This window comes from Vibrio sabulosilitoris (genome assembly GCF_055391395.1).
This window is the reverse complement of sequence record NZ_AP029600.1, coordinates 820,147-837,981: the sequence shown is the minus strand read 5'-3', so window position 1 is coordinate 837,981 and position 17,835 is coordinate 820,147. Positions and strand designations below refer to the sequence as shown.

The window sequence follows — 17,835 nt, the reverse complement described above, 5'->3', positions numbered from 1 at the left end:
TCGTGAACAACTAGGTACAACAAAGGCGGGAAACTCCCCGCCTTTTCTAATGACAAGCTGAAGTGATTTTTACACTAACTGCCTAACATTCCGTAAATACACGCTCTTGAGGCCAACGGGCCTTAGGCAGGGCTGAGTTAAAATCTTGCTCCGAGTGATGACCCAATGCAACCAAAACCACAGACGTATAGCCTTGTTCGCGTAGGCCAAACTCCTGGTCGATTTTTTCTGCATCGAATCCTTCAATCGGCACGGCATCTAAGCCCAACGTTTTGGCACCCAACAATAAGGTACCCACATTCAGATAGACCTGTTTCTGCATCCAATGTTCGGCATCATTGAGCTCATTACGATGCAAGCCGACAAAATATTGTCTGCCTGCATTAACCGTTTGCTTAACCTCTTGGTTAGGATAGCGCCCTGCGTCTTCCTCAAGGTCAGAAAGTGCAGCTAAGTAATCGTCATCTATAGAGGTTTTAGCACAGAACACCACCACGTGCGAAGCCGCTTTGACCTTCGCATCATTAAATGCAAAACCCTCTTGCGTTCCTTTTGCAACTCTGGCCTTGCCTTCCTCTGTTCCTGCCAAAATAAAATGCCAAGGCTGAGAGTTAACACTTGATGCACTGAGTCGAATCAGCTCCTTTATTGCTTCCACCTGCTCGTTAGTTAACTTCTTTGTACTATCAAAGGCCTTAGTTGCATAACGGGACTTAGCAATATTTACGATTTCCACACGACTTCTCCTACTACATTCTCTATTAATTGTTCAGTTTCAGCGTAGGCTCAGTTCTAGCTATGCAGTGATCTGACTACAATTGGCTGGTCAAACGCTACCAACTAAGAATCAGAATAACTGCCTAGGCCACTATGCCTTGATCACCATGACTAGGTTACTATGCCCAACTCACTACACTCAATTCTCTTGTGCTAACACGGCGTCAACCTGAGAAACACGCGCCTCTGGAGAGTGGCTCGCTCCTCCAATAAGCAGATACAAGCTTGGAATCACGTACAGAGTTACTATCGTCGTCAATAGCATCCCACTAAAGATCACAATGCCGACTGCAAAACGTGTTTCTGAACCGGCACCTGTCGCCGCCAACATTGGAATAGAACCGAGCAGCGTCGTCAAAGCAGTCATAATGATCGGCCTTAGACGCTGCTCTGCCGCGTTGAGCACCGCTTGTTTTATCTCTTGACCTTGGTCACGCAACTGATTGGCAAATTCGACGATCAGAATACCGTTTTTGGTTGCCATGCCAATCAGCATCAGCATGCCAAGTTGTGAGTATAGGTTGAAGCTTCCATCGGCTTGGAGTATTCCGACCAAGCCACCAAGCAAACCTATCGGTACTGTTAACATCACTATGGTTGGGCTAGTGAAACTCTCGAATTGTGCCGCCAGAACTAAGTAGGACACAAAAAGCGCTAAAACAAAGATTAACCACACCTCACGCTGATTATCATAATAGTCTTTTGACTCTCCTGCATAGTCATAACTGTAACCTGGCGGTAACAATGGCGCGACTTGCTCCTCGAGAAACTCCAAGGCTTCTCCTAACGTAACACCGTCAACAAGGTTAGCCTTTAGGTTGATCGACTTCTTGCGTTGATAGTGAAATAAACCCCTTGCTGAGGCGACATCTTTAACCGCAACGAGCGTATCTAGCGAAATTAAATGACCATCATTAGAGCGAATATAAACCTTACTCAGATCGGCTGCTGAATTAAACTGGCTCTCATTGGCTTTAAGGTAAACATCGTACTCTTCTCCACCCTCTTCAAAACGAGTTTCAGTGGCACCGCCAAGAAAGACTTCTAGTGTTGATGCGATATCGCTCACGCTGACCCCTAGCTCACGTGCAACTTCACGGTTAACGGTCAAAAGCATCTCTGGCGTTGTCGGGTTATAATCGAGTTTGACGCCATCCATTTTGCCACTCTCTTTGGCAATTAGCTCAAGCTCCTGAGCAATCTCATAGATGGCGTCATGATCATCACCTTGCAAGACAAACTGCACCGGCTCACCCATTCCACCACCAAAACCTGGTTGATATGGATACACCTTCACATCCGTCACGTCATGGGTCAGCTCTTTGATTAAATTAACAACCTCGGTTGCGTTTAGGTCTCGTTCGCTCCAGTGTTTAAGACGAATGATAAAGAAGCCTTGGTGGTCTGCCCAAGTACCAAATGCAGGTGTTGAGTAATTCAGCGACGCAATCGGACCGTCACCTTGCGACAATGGCAGCAGCCGCTCGTTGATCTGCTCCATACTGCGCACCATTCGTTGATAACTGGTTGCCTCGATGCCACCGACATAAACGTTCACCGCTCCGCGATCCTCAACCGGGGCAAACTCATGCTTCTGCGCAAGATACGCATGGTACAGTCCGATCATACAAAGCAGCAGCACCACTATTGAGAACCAACGCCAACGCAACACATAAGTCAGTGAACTGCGATACACTACTTGCGCGAACTGAACCCCTTGATCAACCCGTGCACAAATTCGACTTGGTTTTTCTAATGGACGACTGAATAGTCTTTCACTTAGGACTGGACCCAGCGTCAGTGCCGCCACCGATGAGAAAGCCACGGCCGCCGATAAGATCACCGCAAATTCAGCAAACATATTACCCAACTTACCATCCAAGAAAATCAGGGGTAGAAAGGTCATGATCAAGACTAAGGTTGTGGCAATCACCGCAAAATTGAGCTCTTTGGTTCCCTTATACGCGGCGACCATGGCTGGTTCACCTTTACTCCGGTGACGAACGATATTTTCAACCACCACAATCGCATCATCTACCACCAGGCCAATCGCCAAGATCAGCGCCATTAAGGTGATCAAATTTATCGAGTAGCCACACAAATAGGCCACTGAGAAGGCAGAAATCAGCGACACGGGTACCGTAATCGCGGGAACGATGGTCGTCGATAAGCGGCCGAGAAAGAGATATAGAACCGATATCACCAGAACGGCGGTGATACCTAATGTCCAATATACCTCTTTGATCGCTTCGCGAATAAACACCGTGCTGTCATAATCCACCTCAAGCGACACGCCTTCTGGTAGGAAGTGCTGCAAAATTTCCAGCTCACGTTGAACAGCCTCAGATACCGTTAGTGGGTTGGCTTGGGACATCGCTACGATCCCAAGCCCCATACTGTCAACATTGTTGGCCTTAAAGGTCGTGGTATCTTTTTTGGAGCCAACATAGACATTAGCAATGTCCTTTAGCAGTACTGATTGACTATCGCGCTCGACAATCAATAACTGCTCAAAGTCCTCAACTTGTTGATACAATCGCTCAAGACGAACCACCACATTCATTGATTCATTACGAACATAACCAGCTGGTAACTGGAGGTTTTCTGCTCTTAACGCCCTTGTGACATCAGTCGTAGTCAGTTCACGTGCAGCAAGCTCGACAGGGTTAAGCTCAACATACAATACGCGCTCCATCACGCCAGAGGTATTGATGGTGCTCACGCCGGGCAGCAAACTCAGACGCTCGATCAATACCCTCTGCGCATAATCACTCAACTCGATCCGGTCATGTTTACTACTCGTAAGGTTGAGCCACATGAACGGGTCACCCTCACTGCTGTTTTTACGTACAATCGGCTCTTTAACATCGTCAGGTAGCCGCCATCGAGCACGCCCAACAGCATCACGCACGTCGCTAACCGCTTGGAGCATGTCATGCCCGGGCTTAAAGGTAATGTTTATACCAGACCAACCATCCCACGACGAAGAGCGGATGTAATCGATGCCATCAATACCACTGAGTTGATCTTCAATTGGCTTGGTGATCTGACTCTCTACAATCGATGAGGCACTGCCATGATAAGGGGTACCAACGGAGACCACGCTACTTTCGACATCGGGCATTTCGCGTACTGCGAGCATGCTTGCCCCAACAAGGCCAAAAAGGATGAATAGAATATTCAATACCACTGCCGACGTTGGTCGGTAGACGGCAAAATCTGAAAGTTTCATCTGTGTAATTAACCCTGTGCAGTGGTGCTTGAGCGCACGGTTTCTATAACTTCAACGCCTGCGCCATCACGAAGCTTTACGGTACCGCGATACACAATTTCCTCGCCCATATCGAGTCCAGAAATCACCTCAACCCTGTCACCAGTTCTCCCGCCGAGCGTTACCTCGCGTTGATGAGCAACCTCGTCTTGGATCACATACACATATCGGTTATGCCCTCGGTAAACGACTGACTGCAATGGAATGGTTACAACGTCCTCACCTTCCAGTACCAACTCGCCAGTCATTAAGCTACCGGGGGTCAGTTGGACAGACTGGTTATCAATCGTAAATTGTGCCTGAATATTTTGAGTTTGACTGCTCACTCGGCCATCCAAGCTGTCGAGTATCGCATTAATAGGGGTCGCACTCTCAACATGGGAGAGAGTGGTAGAATTGCCGGGAGTGATATATGGCAGATAGCTGGCAGGAATGGCAACGTTCAAGCGTAGTCGACTGGCATCATCCAAAGTCGTCAACTGTGTATCCGATGCCACGATTTGGCCAACGCTGATGTCAACCAGGCCTAACCGACCTGCAAACGGGGCGGTAACCCGACGGTCTTTGAGATTGGCCAGGGCAATTTCTAACTCCGCTTGTTGCATCTCTAATCGAGCATTAGCGGCATCAACATCTGCTTGAGTTACCGCGCCATTGGGTAATAGACGAATTAGTTTGTCATGATGACGCTGCAGTTCTCCTAAGTTCGCCTGCTCGCGTGTCACCGCCGCGCGCTCGAAACGATCATCTAGCAGAAATAGGAGTTGCCCCTTCTCCACACTTTGACCCGAAACGACTAAAACCTCATTGATTCGTCCGCGATTCTCAGGGGTGATAGAAATGGACTGATGGGCAAAGCTGTTACCAACAATATGGACAGTTCGAGTGAGCGTGCTAAGTTCAGCGAAGGTGGTATCTACCGTCAACCTCGTGACTGGAGATTCTTTCTGTACCTTCTGCTCAGAGGGCTGCAGAGAAAATGCCACCATGCCGCTGAGAGCTATGATGGCAGTAATTAATGCGATATTTTTCATTGCTAGCGATATCAAACTCAAGAATTGGACTGCTATTTTACTCAGTGATGCAATCTTAAATTGAAACTGAGTTCAAATTCTTGATATTTTCCCGCGTCTAATCACAAAAAATACGTTACCAGTTTTTACAACTGGCAAACATAACGTGACATAGTCACCCTATGACAAATTCGATGCTGCTATTAGAAGTAGACTCTAAAGCCAGCGCGTGCCTCAAGTTCTATTTCTAGGCCATCGAGGTAGATGCTCGGGCTTAAGTCTACATAAAAACCAAGTGGTCTAGCACCCAACTCAGCACCAATACCCGGTGCAATCGCTAATGATCGATTGTTACGGTCGACGTAATGACCGCCCAAGAACAAGTACAAAGGGGTATTATTGACGCCGAAGAGCTTATTAGCACCGATACCAAAGTTATCGTCTAGGCTAACATTAACTCTCAAGTCATTGTGTTTTAGCTCAACGCCCCAGTACGGATCACCAACCATCATACCCACACCGGTTGCAGCCACTGAGCTAAAGCTAACCGTCAAAGCAACTAACGCTAGAATACACTTTTTATAAAACACTCTGCTTTCCTCACAATTGCAAAGCGCGTAACCTAGCAAAACAGGCTGTAAAAAGCCTGAAAACGAGGTGGATTTTACCTAAAACTCACAATTTAGAGTAAAAGGCACCCACCTCTTTAAGCGGTACTTACATTGGGTCGTCGACCCCTTGATTGCCGTCTCGATAAGTCAATCTTACCTGTCAGCTCATTAACGCTGAGTGGTTGACTAAAATAGTAGCCTTGTTGGTAGTGCGCTCCTGCCGCGCGGAGAAACTCAGCTTGGGCCTGTGTCTCAACACCCTCGGCAACGATTTCAACACCAAGGCGATGACCTAGGTCGATAATCGCTTCCAGTACAGGGCTGTTGACCGCGTCTAAGCCAATGCTATCAACAAAGCACTTATCAACTTTTAAGACGTCAAAGTGAACTTGCTGGATAACTGAAAGTGCAGTGTGCCCTGTACCAAAATCATCCAGAGATACCTTGATTCCCGCCTCTTTTAGCTTGGTCAGCGAGTGACGAGCTCTTTCATCAAGAAATTGCCTTTCGGTGACTTCAACGCACAGTGATAGGCCGGTTGATGTCATTGCATGATGCGCAGATAAAATCTTGCCCAAATGGCGAGGCTGATGCAGATAGTTAGGGGGGATATTGACCGCTACATACTCAAAAGGTTGATTGGTTAACCTACTTAAGTCGTGCTGAACACGCGCCAGAACGAAATCGGTCAATTGCGCGACCAGCCCATATTGCTCAGCAAGTGGGATAAAAATCTCTGGGCTTATCGCTCCAGTATGTGGATGAACCCAACGTATTAGTGCTTCAGCACCGACAACTTCACAGCGCTCGCTCGAAATGATTGGCTGATAGACGAGATAGAGCTCTTCACGCTCAAGACCGCGTCTTAGGTCATCAACGACTGAGTTGCGTTGCTCGAAAGCCCGGCGACAAAGGGTCAAAACAAAGGAAATCAGCAATGATAACAATATTGCTTGAGTCATAATGTACACGAGCATATGACGGACAAATGCGGGTTTGGCTTCGACAATTATTTGATAAGTATATTGAGATGAGTCAATCAATACGTGGATTAACTCCGAATCAAAGTGGGCATACTCTGGATAGGTTTGATGGCCAACTCGGAATTTGAGTGCGTGAATTCGATCACTGATCCCCTCGCCGATATTGCGGTTCAAATAGTCTCTATCAATAATGGAAAATACCCCACTAGTCGGATCGTCCTCTCCGGTATTAACAATAATGAGTGTTCTTTGTGATGGATCCGCTCCGCGGTTATGCAAATACTCACCAGACTTCACACCTTTGTTTCCAAACAGATGGGTCAAGTCTGCATGTGTTTTACCTAGCCTTGACGAGCAAATCACAACCCCTTTTTCAACCAGTAACATCTCACGAAAGGTGCTATCAACAAACAACTCATCTCTGAAGTCATGGCAATCTAAATCACGAGTCATCACCTGATTGTGCTCGAAATAGACCTCATCAATCACACTATCTACGCGATCAACAAAACCATTACCAAACTGCTCCAGGGATTCATTGACTTTGGCAAACGCCACCCAAGTGGCAAAAGGAAGAATAACAACCAATGGCGATAGCACTATCAACAACATGGCTTTGGCTTGTGGTGTGATTTTGAATATAGTGCTCATCGTCTCTCAGTGAAGTACAAGTTTTCATTTAGTGACGGTTTGAATCATTACGACCAACACGACTGCCGCATTGAATCCGCATCAACGCCCTTGAGCCGATTCGGCCCTTGGTTACAGCATAACAGTATATACCCAAGTAATCCCAAGATGCAGAGTTGGCAAGATATGCTTGATTGTCAGTCAGAGGGGAGCGTCAAGATTTGGTCGCTCCCAATGAGTTTAGTGAACACAAGTTGCCAGCCACATAAACTCGGCATACCTTTTAAGCGACACCCTTGGCGTACTGTAAACTGGTGGTATTGTCGATCATACCAGTAATCTGTTGCTGAGTTTGCTGTCCACTCAGTGCGATTTTGAATCCTTCTATCAATTGAGCATCGTCAACCTGAACACGCGTCTCAGTCTTAATTGGTCTCAGGTCGACTACAAAATGGGTGAACAAGCCACCAAGCTGCTCAATAGCATCGAGATGTAATGTGTTTTTGTCAGCATACAGTCTGTTGAAACTTCCTTTTTGCTTGTCGATCACATAGGGATTATCGCGCAAGTTGAGGATGGATGTATGCTTCGAACAGCGCTTTAAACACCCCCGATTCATGCGTTGTTTCTTACACCCAACACTTTGCATAAACAGGCAGTGACGGCTAGTTAACAACATCATTGGTTGATAGAGGGTATAGTAGAGTTCAAAGCCTTCAGGGCGAACTACTCTTTTCATTTGCTTGTAACTAAGCTCAGAGGAGATAACCGCACCGCCACCACCAAGCTCCTGTTTGATGCATCTTAGGGCAAACGAGTTAGCAATATTCAAATGCTGACCAGCAACCCAATCCACTTGATACTCTTTCGCGGCCTGCGCTACCCCGAGGTTATCTGTCACCAACTTGCGACCAATAAGCCTCTTAACTAACTGCTTAGCCGCTTGATAGTGCTCACCGATCAAAATCGCCGGAAAAACTGGAATGATAGAGGTATGTTTAGCTAAGATCTCTTCAATCTGTTGGTAATAGTCAGCGAGCGCATCTGGTAAATGGTAGAAAAACAGTACATCGCTGTGCTGCTCGACTAAAGTGAGTTGCTCCGGGGTCGAGATTGATACCACCAGCTGAGGCTCGCAATCACCAGACAAGTTAGCATCAGGCTTTGGCATGGCAAAGTCCTTCAGTTCAATCGAACCCTTCAGGCTTCTCTTGCTCGAGGGAGCCACCATCATATCACGCGTTCTACGCTCAACGTTCTGGATAATTGATGTTTTTTGATCGTACAGCGCCTGCTTCACACGCTGGACATCCTCCGTTTCAATCGCATTTGCTCGTTGACTAAAGTATAGCGGTGCATGGTCACGTGGGTTATCAATATACATTGCGTTATTGATGTCACCCTTTAAATAACCATCTGAGAAATCACGATTAAATACCGTATAGAGTGGCTCAATATCGGTTAACAATTCACCCGTTTGACAAAATTTATCAATCTGTTTACGCCAACTATCGACGACAGTGTACACATAATGGGGCTTCTTGATCCGTCCTTCAACTTTCAATGAGTGCACGCCTGCTTTTGCAAGCTCTGCCATGTCTAAATAAGCGGAGTTGTCTTTGAGGTTAAGGGGGAAGTCCTTGCCACTCTCAGTTCGCTGATACTGTTCACGACAGGGCTGACTGCAACGACCACGGTTGCCTGAGGCGCCATTACGTGCTGAGCTAATGTAACAAAGCCCCGAAAAACCGATGCAATAAGAGCCATGGACAAAAACTTCCATCAGCACATTGTGTTGATGGCCAAACTGAGCCAAATGAGAAATTTCATCGATATTTAGCTCACGTGATAGGTTGACGCGACTTGCCCCCAAATTTCCCAACAACAGTATCTGTCCCTCGTTGTGGGTATTCATTTGAGTCGAGGCGTGCATATCCAGCTGGGGAAAATGGTGCTTGAGAATATAGGCGAGCCCCAGGTCTTGAACGATTATCCCATCAACCTTAGTCTCAACCAGTTGTTGCAGCAGGCGCACAACCGCCGGGATTTCACTCTCTAATACGACAATATTGAGGGTAAGAAAGATCTTGCAGTCATGACGATGGGCCAGCTCAAGTACACTGTCGAGAACATCGAGAGTAATATTCGTGGCTCGATTACGTGCATTGAATCGGTCTAATCCGCAATAGATTGCATCAGCGCCGGCAGCGATGGCTGCTTTAATCGAATCAAGATCGCCACCAGGGGCCAGAAGTTCAAATTGCTGTTTACTGTACACCGTCAAAGCCTACTGTTGTATGAACACAAAAGCCCGGCATTGTAGCGATCTCACTTGCAAATATCGAGGAATAGTTGTCGATGAACAATTATGTTTTATCAGGGGGCTGTACTTGAACTTCCTCAAAGGCTGCGCTCGCCCTCAGAATTTCATCGTTCGTGTAACAGCCAGTACGGCGAGAGATATTTTTCAGGATAAAAAGAGGGCAATAGTGTTAAGTTGGCTTTTATACCCCAAAGAACTATGAATGTCGCACTTATTTTCTGAAATCAGGCATGACTCGTTAACAATACCAAAGACGACATTCATGTAGGGTTTTTCCAACGTTCTCGTACCTCAGACGCTGAAATACCCATGATTTTTTTAAAGTTTCGACAAAATACCGAAGATGATGAGTAGCCCACACTCATAGATATGCTGCAAATTGAAGCATTTGTGGTAATTAATTGTGAGTAAGCATCAGATACTCTGAGTTGATTCACATACTCCCTAACAGTCAAACCTGTTACTTTCCTAAACCTTCGACAAAACGATGACACGTCCATATTAACCAAGCATGCGAGCTCTACTGTTGTTACATTCTCTCGGTAATTATCACCAATCCACTCAAATATTGGGCTAATCCTAGAGACATTGAAGTCAAAACTAGCGTTCTCCCGGATGATATGCTCACTAAAATCACTAGCAATATACTTGAGGATGAAAAGAAGACTATGCCAAAGATCGATACCTTTGCTATAAATCGCATTATCAAGGTGATACTCTAGTTCAGCGCATTCAGTATTCTTTATATAGACACACGAGGTTGTCACTAATAACTTGTTAAGGAAGCTAAAATTAGGCAACTTCATCATCTCGTTACTAAACAGCTTTGGAGAAAATTGAATTAATTTTGACCTCGACCAAGAGCTATTGGCGTTACTGAGAAATCGATGAGGCAAGTTAGATGATATGAATATTAAGTCATTCGGCCTGTAAGGGATAACCTCATTGCCAGATATAAGAGAGCCCTCGCCTTCTTTTATATGTATGACTTCAATTAACTCATGAAAATGGTACGGGTTGTCGAAGCGGTATTCAGAGAAGTATATTGCTCTGAGCGTTTTGTACTCAGAATCAAAGAATTCCGTTTGTGCATCCATGACCTATCCCCTTTTGCTAACTTGCGTGGTGTGTGAGTCTGTTCACAAAATCTCATGCTCGTCAATTAGCGTCAATTAACAGCATGTTAGTAGCAATAATTTGATCTCTCATTAGCTTACTCTTTGAGGCATATCATTCAAATAGCAAAGTCAATGAGAATACAGAATGTGTGATAACGACTATACAAGATCAATTGAACCCCGTGACTTTCTTCAATTTTGGCAGGTAGCAAAGGAGAATGTTGACGTATTGGGAGGTAGTTTTTCTCTTCAAGAGTCAGGTTTTAAGCACCCTACTCATCAATGCCTAGAACTCATCTATAAAGGCATCGATGATGCGACTATCTATGCTAAGTATCTTAAGCACCATTCAAGTACTATAAAACCAAGCCCAACAATCTTTGTTTTCCATGGATATGGAGAAGCCTCACCTCCTTGGTTTAGGCTTTTGAGCTGGGCGTCTGCTGGATATTCTGTTATTGCTATGGACGTGCGAGGTCAATTAGGAAGGTCGTTAACCGGCAATGGTATTTCGGGAACTAATGTCCATGGTCAATTAATGGCAGGGATAGGTTTAGATACGGACCAACTTCATTTCACAAAAGTATATCAAGATGTGTATCAGCTTATTTCTATCGTGAGCAAAATGGAAGAGGTTGATAGTGATAATCTTTTTACTTACGGTGCATCTCAAGGTGGAGCTTTATCAATAGTAGCGTCAGTTTTATCTAAAAAAATCAAGAAAACGGTCGCAATACACCCTTTTCTATCTAATTTTCCACTAGCCATCAGCATGGGATTAGTTGATTCACCTTACTTTGAAATCAATAAATATTTCAAATTCAAGGATCCCTCTTTCATTTCGAGAGATGCCGTCCTAGAACAGTTAAGTTACATTGATGTCCAACATTTCGCTAAATACCTTGATAATAGTTTCCTCGGAGCCTTAACAATGAAAGATAACATTTGTCCTCCTGAAACACAGCTTAGCACCTTCAATAATATTAACTGTCAACGTGAAATATTAACTTACCCCGAACATAGTCACGAAGACATAAAGTGCTTTGAAGACATAGCCTTTAGTTTTTTCATGAATTAGGAGTTAATACATAGTATGCAAGTAATTATATTTTTATTCATTACACTATCCATAGCTGCTTTTACTTATATCAAATGTCGGAATGCTCCGAGAAAAGATAATGACAAGCAGGAATATTTCCTAGCTGGTGGAAGCTTGCCGTGGTTCTACGTTGCTGGATCGATCATGCTGACTAACATTAGTACTGAGCAAATTGTTGGTATGAACGGTGCTCAGATGCTGTTAGTTGCTTGGTGGGAAATTGCAGCTGCAGCCGGATTAATAATTTTAGCCAGATGGATAATCCCCATCTACTTTAAGTACAAGTGTACGACAACAGTAGAGATTCTTGAGCATAAATTTAAGAGCAAAACACTAAGAGCAACGGTTTCAACGCTCTTTTTAATTGGCTATGTATTTATTCTTCTTCCAACAGTCTTGTACACGGGCTCATTATTTTTGAAGTCAATGTTTAATTTAGATTATAGTATCATTTCGATAGCAATAGTCATTTCAATTATTGGGTCATTGTATGCTATCTATGGTGGTTTAAGAGCAATAGCGGTATCTGACTCCTTTAATGGAATCGGGCTGCTTGTCATGGGATTAGTGGTGACTATATTAAGCTTAAATGCTATCGATTTTGACTTTTCCGGCATACCAGCCGATAGAATGACACTGATTGGTAGCAATCAGTCCCCCATTCCTTGGCATACATTACTGACTGGAATGATTTTCATCCAAATTTTTTATTGGGGTACTAATATGGTTATCACCCAGCGAGCTTTAGGTGCAAAAAGTATAAAAGAGGCGCAAAAGGGTATTTATGCAGCTGCAATACTTAAAGTACTTATTCCATTTATTGTGGTTATGCCAGGTATCATATCGTTTAAGCTCTATGGACCAATTGGGGATGTATCTTATGGCAGACTAGTTGGGGATCTTTTACCTAATTATCTTAGTGGCGCTTTTGCGGCAGTCATGCTTGGTGCCATTTTGAGTACTTTTAACAGTACATTAAACTCTTCAGCCGCTTTATACTATTGCGATATTCATGAAGTTTTCATCAATCATCGGGCCAACATCAAAAAGGTCAGTACAATTTTTTCTGTTATCATCGCACTTATTGCTTTGTGTCTTGTTCCTGTCTTTCAAAGTGCAGAGTCTATCATCGCAATGCTGCAACAAATGAGCGGCTTGTATAGCATGCCAGTCCTTTCTGCGTTCTTGATGGCCTTATGTTGGCGTAATATTGATGCAAGAGCAGTTATTATAGGCCTTATTGCAGGCACACTCCTTTATGCAGTATTTACTTTTGTTTGGTCACCTCTTCATTATATCCATCTTATGTTTATTACAATGTGCTTTTGTATGTTAACTTCGATTGTCTGTAGCCGAGTAATTTATAACTCAAATGTGGAACTTATCTTAACTAAATCTTCAAACAAACCTGCAATTGACGCTATACCCAAGTGACCTCAAGATGCAGGATTCAGAGCCAATATACAGGCTCATATCAAGGAAAATGGCTGCAGAAATGGCATCCCCCTTTCAAAGTCATTTGACGCGGAGATGAGCCTGTATATTGGCTCCCTCGGGCGAGATTTGCTTGGCTGGCCGCCAGCCAAGCAAATCTCGCTGAAACTGCATCTTGGGGTTACTTGGGTATACATAAGTCTCTACACCTATTGTTAGTAATCGCACCATGCGAATAGTGGTGCGGTTATGTCCCATGTAAACAAAATACCTAAACATCAACTATAAGTAGCCCTATGAGCTCAAAGTGACTTTGATTCGCTATGTGCTAGGAAGTATTTGAGAACGTTCTCAACTATCGACAAACGAATTATTGGCTTGTTGAAATACGCCAATACCATCTATCGCTTCGGCCAAGCGTTCCTTCTTTATTGGTTTGTGAATATAGCCGGCCACACCAGCCTGGATAAACTGCTGCTTGGTCTCTTCAAACCCATCAGCCGTGCAGACAATAATCGGTATCGCAAGCTTAAGCTCGCCTAATATCCAGGGCGACCGCATGAGTGTCTAGTTTTTCACCGCCAGATTAAAACCAGCACTTAATACCGCCTCTAGCATGGCTGTATTCATCATACATCGCTTCTGTTTCCCAACAATACTTAACTTGGTTGGTTCTGCTCGCAGCATATTCAAGCTCATATGGCGTAAGCAAGATAGATTCTCTGCGCCGTTCTCTTTGTATATCTGACACGCGTCTTCATTCATACTCACATCAAGCACCCAATGCATTGACTCTATACCCCAATGTTCTCTGACTGCTGTCGCTGCTTGCTCGGCGCTAAGCTCTTTGGAGCTGATGTAGTAACGATACTCTAGGCCTATTGCTTTTCCTTTCTCAAAGCGGAAGTTTTCAACCATAACAATGCTCTTCAAGCCTTTCCAACGAGAGAAGTTACCTTCAAGTTTGGCACTGTCAAATACATAGCATTGGCGAGACTCTATACGCCCATGCCCGTCTTCAAGCACAATGTCTTCTGCCACAGTTGCTCGCTCAGTTGAGAACGCTTTTTCTATCGCTTGTCGAAGTTTTCCTTGGTTGCACTTCACTGCAAGCAAGTAGTCCCCTCCTTGTTCTACAATGACTTTGGCTATCTTGGTTTGACAGGCCATTGCATCAATGGTGACGAGAGCCCCCTTGATATCGAGCATCTTTATCAGCTCTGGGATTGCCGTTATTTCATTGCTTTTTTGCTCGGTTTTTAGCTGTCCCAATACGAGCTTATTTGATGAGGCATAGGCGCTGATCATGTGAATAGTGCTTGCTCTGTCTTCGCGATTGTAGGAGCCGCGAAGCGTTTTGCCATCTATCGCAATGACTTGGCCGTCGGTGAGTGTATGTATCGACGATATCCAGCTAACGAAGCACTTATGGAATTGCTCAGGTTCAATCGTAGATATTATGCGGGCAATCGTGTCATCGGCAGGAATCCCATTCAAAAAGAGCTCATTGCGTTTAAACCAATCATGGTGTCCGAGAATGTATTCACGAATATCAAACCAGCCTTTTGCACCAGCTATCACGGCACATAGCGAGCCAAAAAGAACTTCAAACAAGCAGTAAGTTACCTTTGCTCCTTGGCGTTGGTCGGTCATCGTTTGGAAATGTTCTTTGAAGTGGTCAATGTGCATCGTATGCTCCCTAAAAAGGGAGTATATGATCACAGGTAGATGTGATCGTCAAATCGATCGTTATTTTGATTATAAAACGTTCACGATCTCACCCTGGCCTAATATCACCTTAGTCGCTTCAAGCCCGGTCATATTTGGCATATGGTGGTCCATCAAAATCAGGTCAAAAGATTGCTGCTTCACCCGTTCGACCGCTTTTTGCCCATCCACCGCGACCTCACAAGTATGGCCGAGATCTTTACACAGTTTTTTCGCCACCATGGCGTTTACCTTGTTATCTTCAGCAATTAAAACATTTAAGCTCTGAGGGGGACTTTGTGTGATTTCCGCATCTGCAGACTGCTTTGTCTCCATAACGGCTAAACGTGATTCTAGGGGAATCTTAACCCAAAAGTGACTGCCCTCACCTTCACAACTGTCAAAACCTTTAGTCCCATTCATACCAGCGACCAGCTTGTCGACAATCGCCAAGCCCAGTCCGGTTCCGCCATACTGTCGCGATATACCACTATCGCTCTGAACGAAAGGGTCAAAGATACTTGGCTGGCTCTCAATCGGAATCCCAATCCCGGTATCGATTACCTCAATCTTTAGCTCACCCGAATCAAACCCAAGGTTGAAAACCACCTCGCCGTGTTGAGTAAACTTAGCGGCATTGCTGACTAGATTGTAAATTATTTGCCGTAGTCTCGACTCATCACCCAACAGCTCTACTGCAGGGCTAATCGCGTTATTCACCGTGAGTCGGATCCCCTTTGCATCACAGACTGGTTTGTAAGTCGCGACGATGGGATTAATTAACTCGGTCAAACTAAACGGCTCTTCGACATACTCAATCATATCTTTATCTGACTTAGAGAAGTCCAATATATCATTTAGTATGGTGACGAAATGGGTGCCGCTCTCGACAATCGTCGAGAGCATCTCACGCTGTTGAGGGTTGTTGATCTGACTAGTCAAAATTTGAGTCATGCCAAGGACACCGTTCATTGGTGTACGTAGTTCATGACTCATAGTGGCTAAGAACATACTTTTCGCATCACTCGCCGCCTCGGCTTGCTTTCGTGCGATTTCCAGCTGTTTATTGGTTCGCTGCTCACGCACATAACTACGATAGAGAAAACGATAAAACAATATGCCAGTACAGATAATCGCGACGAGACCACCGAGTATCATTCCAAATAGTGATTGGTTGATTCTGTATATATAGTAGTTCTCTGTGAGATGTATATAGGAGAAAGTCTCTGCTGTCAGCAACTGAGAAACAATCTGTTGTCGTTGGGCAATCAGGTCATAGTAATTATCGGCATAGATGGATAATGGAGCGGAGCGCCCTTCGTTGGGTTTAACCCCACCCGTTCCGAGTAGGTCGGCAATAACATTGGCTAATTGTTGTTTGGTGTAGTTATCAATGTTTTGTGTAAGCGAGTTAGGTACAGCTTGTTGAGCAAACTGCAGCGCTACCTCGACACGAATTAGCTGCTCCAATCGACTAATCACCTGCTTGGATTTTGAATAGAATTCTTGTCGATAGCGTTCATCTTGCGGATTTAAGGCAGCAAGATATATCGGCTGCGTAGAGTCGAGTTTCAATGCATCGATATCAATATCGAACTGATTCAGGCTATAGGTTAAATCACTCGCAGCCCTATTCGAGTTGAGCTGAAACGCCAAAAACTCACTGTTAAGTTCAACCAGTCTGTGGCCTAGTTTGTTGACGACCACCAGATTACTGTCCAACAGCTGCAACTTATAGTACGACCACGCGCTCGCGCCCGCAGCGAGTACGAAAATGACAACCAGAATACTGTTATAAAAGATGAACTTTCTAATTTTCATTTTCGAGCTGCCCTAATATTGTCGGCCGAGGAGTCTCTAAGCTTTGCAAAAATGCGGCAATCTCAGCGATAGATTGCTCATTGAGTTCCTGGCCTAGTTGAACTTTGGCCATGATATATATCGCTGACTTAAGCTCCATCACCTTACCATCGTGAAAATATGGTGCGGTAATAGTGACATTGCGTAAGCTTGGGACACGAAAGACTGAATGGTCAATCTCTTCACCCGTAATTGCCTCTCGGCCTACGTCTAAGGTCGCCTCTGTATCGATATAGTAGCCAAATTTCTGATAGATACTGCCACCAACATTGGGACCTTGATGACAAAGGATGCAGCCACGAGAGTTAAACTGCTCCCACCCGGCCAACTCAACGGCGGTCAATGCATCGTCTTGACCAGCAAGGAACTGGTCAAACCGTGAAGGGGGGGTGATCAATTGTGACTGAAAGTAACTCAGTGCCTGTTTAACCCCATGCTCACCAATATCCTCCACGCCCGCTTGGGCAAAAAGAGTGGGGTAATCTGGGTGCTGGCGCAAATAACTCTCAATCTCAGGCCAGCTGTTATCCATTTCTAGCGGATTATGAATTGGGCCATCCACCTGGGCCTCAAGTGTATTTGACCGTCCATCCCAAAAAAAACGCGTGTTAAGCGACACGTTAAATACCGTTGGCGAATTCCGCTCCCCCAGCCCACCAACTCCAACAGACAAGGGAATAAGATCCGCTCCATTGCTCGCCAAATCATGACAGCTATTACAGCTTATTTGGCCATTAGAAGAGAGGTTTGGATCGTTAAATAGTTTCCACCCAAGCCGTGCTAAGGGTTGATTAGAGTTGACCACCTCCGGTAACGGGAAGACCAGCTTGCTACGAGAAACTGGCAATGGAACACGCTCATCTGCAGAATGCTGGTGAGAGTGAGAATCATGATGATGGTTTTCGTTATGACCATGCTCATCAAACCGATGGTCTTCACAACCGATGATTAGCACACCCATTAGCGTGCTACAAATTACTGACCGTTTGACCATAGTCACTCCCATACG

General features: G+C 44.9%; 13 protein-coding genes. 2 read left to right on the top strand and 11 right to left on the bottom strand.

The features are described from left to right. Positions 1-82: 82 nt before the first annotated feature. The 7 genes from nfsB to ACZ5R2_RS19165 all read right to left on the bottom strand — a co-directional run bounded on the left by nfsB (position 83) and on the right by ACZ5R2_RS19165 (position 10,705). Positions 83-736, bottom strand: coding sequence for an oxygen-insensitive NAD(P)H nitroreductase (gene nfsB / locus ACZ5R2_RS19195; RefSeq protein WP_464903007.1), 654 nt, complete (start codon positions 734-736; stop codon positions 83-85). A 180-nt stretch (positions 737-916) separates the two neighbouring features. Beyond that, a complete protein-coding gene (locus ACZ5R2_RS19190) occupies positions 917-4,009 on the bottom strand; it encodes an efflux RND transporter permease subunit (protein ID WP_464903008.1) in 3,093 nt (1,030 codons plus the stop codon). Between the two features lie 8 nt (positions 4,010-4,017). Next, a complete protein-coding gene (locus tag ACZ5R2_RS19185; protein WP_464903009.1) occupies positions 4,018-5,082 on the bottom strand; it encodes an efflux RND transporter periplasmic adaptor subunit in 1,065 nt (354 codons plus the stop codon). A 182-nt stretch (positions 5,083-5,264) separates the two neighbouring features. Next, positions 5,265-5,651, bottom strand: coding sequence for a hypothetical protein (locus ACZ5R2_RS19180; protein WP_464903010.1), 387 nt, complete (start codon positions 5,649-5,651; stop codon positions 5,265-5,267). Between the two features lie 116 nt (positions 5,652-5,767). After that, on the bottom strand, positions 5,768-7,306 hold the full coding sequence (locus tag ACZ5R2_RS19175; RefSeq protein ID WP_464903011.1) for an EAL domain-containing protein: 1,539 nt from the start codon (positions 7,304-7,306) through the stop codon (positions 5,768-5,770). 262 nt (positions 7,307-7,568) lie between these two features. Beyond that, positions 7,569-9,563 (bottom strand): peptidase U32 family protein, encoded by a 1,995-nt coding sequence (locus ACZ5R2_RS19170; protein ID WP_464903012.1) that lies wholly within the window; start codon positions 9,561-9,563, stop codon positions 7,569-7,571. A gap of 305 nt (positions 9,564-9,868) precedes the next feature. Next, positions 9,869-10,705, bottom strand: coding sequence for a helix-turn-helix domain-containing protein (locus ACZ5R2_RS19165; protein ID WP_464903013.1), 837 nt, complete (start codon positions 10,703-10,705; stop codon positions 9,869-9,871). Positions 10,706-10,871: 166 nt separating this feature from the next. On the opposite strand from ACZ5R2_RS19165, the gene ACZ5R2_RS19160 reads away from it, so the two are divergent. Both ACZ5R2_RS19160 and ACZ5R2_RS19155 read left to right on the top strand, forming a co-directional pair. Further along, a complete protein-coding gene (locus ACZ5R2_RS19160) occupies positions 10,872-11,804 on the top strand; it encodes an acetylxylan esterase (protein WP_464903014.1) in 933 nt (310 codons plus the stop codon). A gap of 15 nt (positions 11,805-11,819) precedes the next feature. Continuing rightward, positions 11,820-13,259, top strand: a complete 1,440-nt coding sequence (locus tag ACZ5R2_RS19155; RefSeq protein WP_464903015.1) for a solute:sodium symporter family transporter — start codon at positions 11,820-11,822, stop codon at positions 13,257-13,259. Between the two features lie 351 nt (positions 13,260-13,610). On the opposite strand, the gene ACZ5R2_RS19150 is transcribed toward ACZ5R2_RS19155, so the two are convergent. From ACZ5R2_RS19150 to ACZ5R2_RS19135, 4 genes are all read right to left on the bottom strand, one after another. After that, positions 13,611-13,820, bottom strand: coding sequence for a response regulator (locus tag ACZ5R2_RS19150; RefSeq protein ID WP_464903016.1), 210 nt, complete (start codon positions 13,818-13,820; stop codon positions 13,611-13,613). 6 nt (positions 13,821-13,826) lie between these two features. Next, positions 13,827-14,948 carry an ISAs1 family transposase gene (locus tag ACZ5R2_RS19145; protein WP_464899922.1) on the bottom strand — a complete coding sequence of 374 codons (1,122 nt, stop codon included), beginning with the start codon at positions 14,946-14,948 and terminating at the stop codon, positions 13,827-13,829. Between the two features lie 69 nt (positions 14,949-15,017). Then, positions 15,018-16,787 carry a sensor histidine kinase gene (locus ACZ5R2_RS19140; RefSeq protein ID WP_464903017.1) on the bottom strand — a complete coding sequence of 590 codons (1,770 nt, stop codon included), beginning with the start codon at positions 16,785-16,787 and terminating at the stop codon, positions 15,018-15,020. Beyond that, entirely contained in the window at positions 16,777-17,820 is a 1,044-nt protein-coding gene (locus tag ACZ5R2_RS19135) for a cytochrome-c peroxidase (RefSeq protein WP_464903018.1), read from the bottom strand. The genes ACZ5R2_RS19140 and ACZ5R2_RS19135 overlap by 11 nt, the downstream gene beginning before the upstream one ends. Between the last annotated feature and the right edge of the window lie 15 nt (positions 17,821-17,835).

What these genes read in the sequence shown, in the direction of transcription:
- ACZ5R2_RS19190 (WP_464903008.1), bottom strand. Translation starts at nt 4,009, where the DNA reads ATGAAACTTTCAGATTTTGCCGTCTACCGACCAACGTCGGCAGTGGTA.
- ACZ5R2_RS19185 (WP_464903009.1), bottom strand. Translation starts at nt 5,082, where the DNA reads ATGAAAAATATCGCATTAATTACTGCCATCATAGCTCTCAGCGGCATG.
- ACZ5R2_RS19175 (WP_464903011.1), bottom strand. Translation starts at nt 7,306, where the DNA reads ATGAGCACTATATTCAAAATCACACCACAAGCCAAAGCCATGTTGTTG.
- ACZ5R2_RS19165 (WP_464903013.1), bottom strand. Translation starts at nt 10,705, where the DNA reads ATGGATGCACAAACGGAATTCTTTGATTCTGAGTACAAAACGCTCAGA.
- ACZ5R2_RS19160 (WP_464903014.1), top strand. Translation starts at nt 10,872, where the DNA reads ATGTGTGATAACGACTATACAAGATCAATTGAACCCCGTGACTTTCTT.
- ACZ5R2_RS19155 (WP_464903015.1), top strand. Translation starts at nt 11,820, where the DNA reads ATGCAAGTAATTATATTTTTATTCATTACACTATCCATAGCTGCTTTT.
- ACZ5R2_RS19150 (WP_464903016.1), bottom strand. Translation starts at nt 13,820, where the DNA reads ATGCGGTCGCCCTGGATATTAGGCGAGCTTAAGCTTGCGATACCGATT.
- ACZ5R2_RS19145 (WP_464899922.1), bottom strand. Translation starts at nt 14,948, where the DNA reads ATGCACATTGACCACTTCAAAGAACATTTCCAAACGATGACCGACCAA.
- ACZ5R2_RS19140 (WP_464903017.1), bottom strand. Translation starts at nt 16,787, where the DNA reads ATGAAAATTAGAAAGTTCATCTTTTATAACAGTATTCTGGTTGTCATT.
- ACZ5R2_RS19135 (WP_464903018.1), bottom strand. Translation starts at nt 17,820, where the DNA reads ATGGTCAAACGGTCAGTAATTTGTAGCACGCTAATGGGTGTGCTAATC.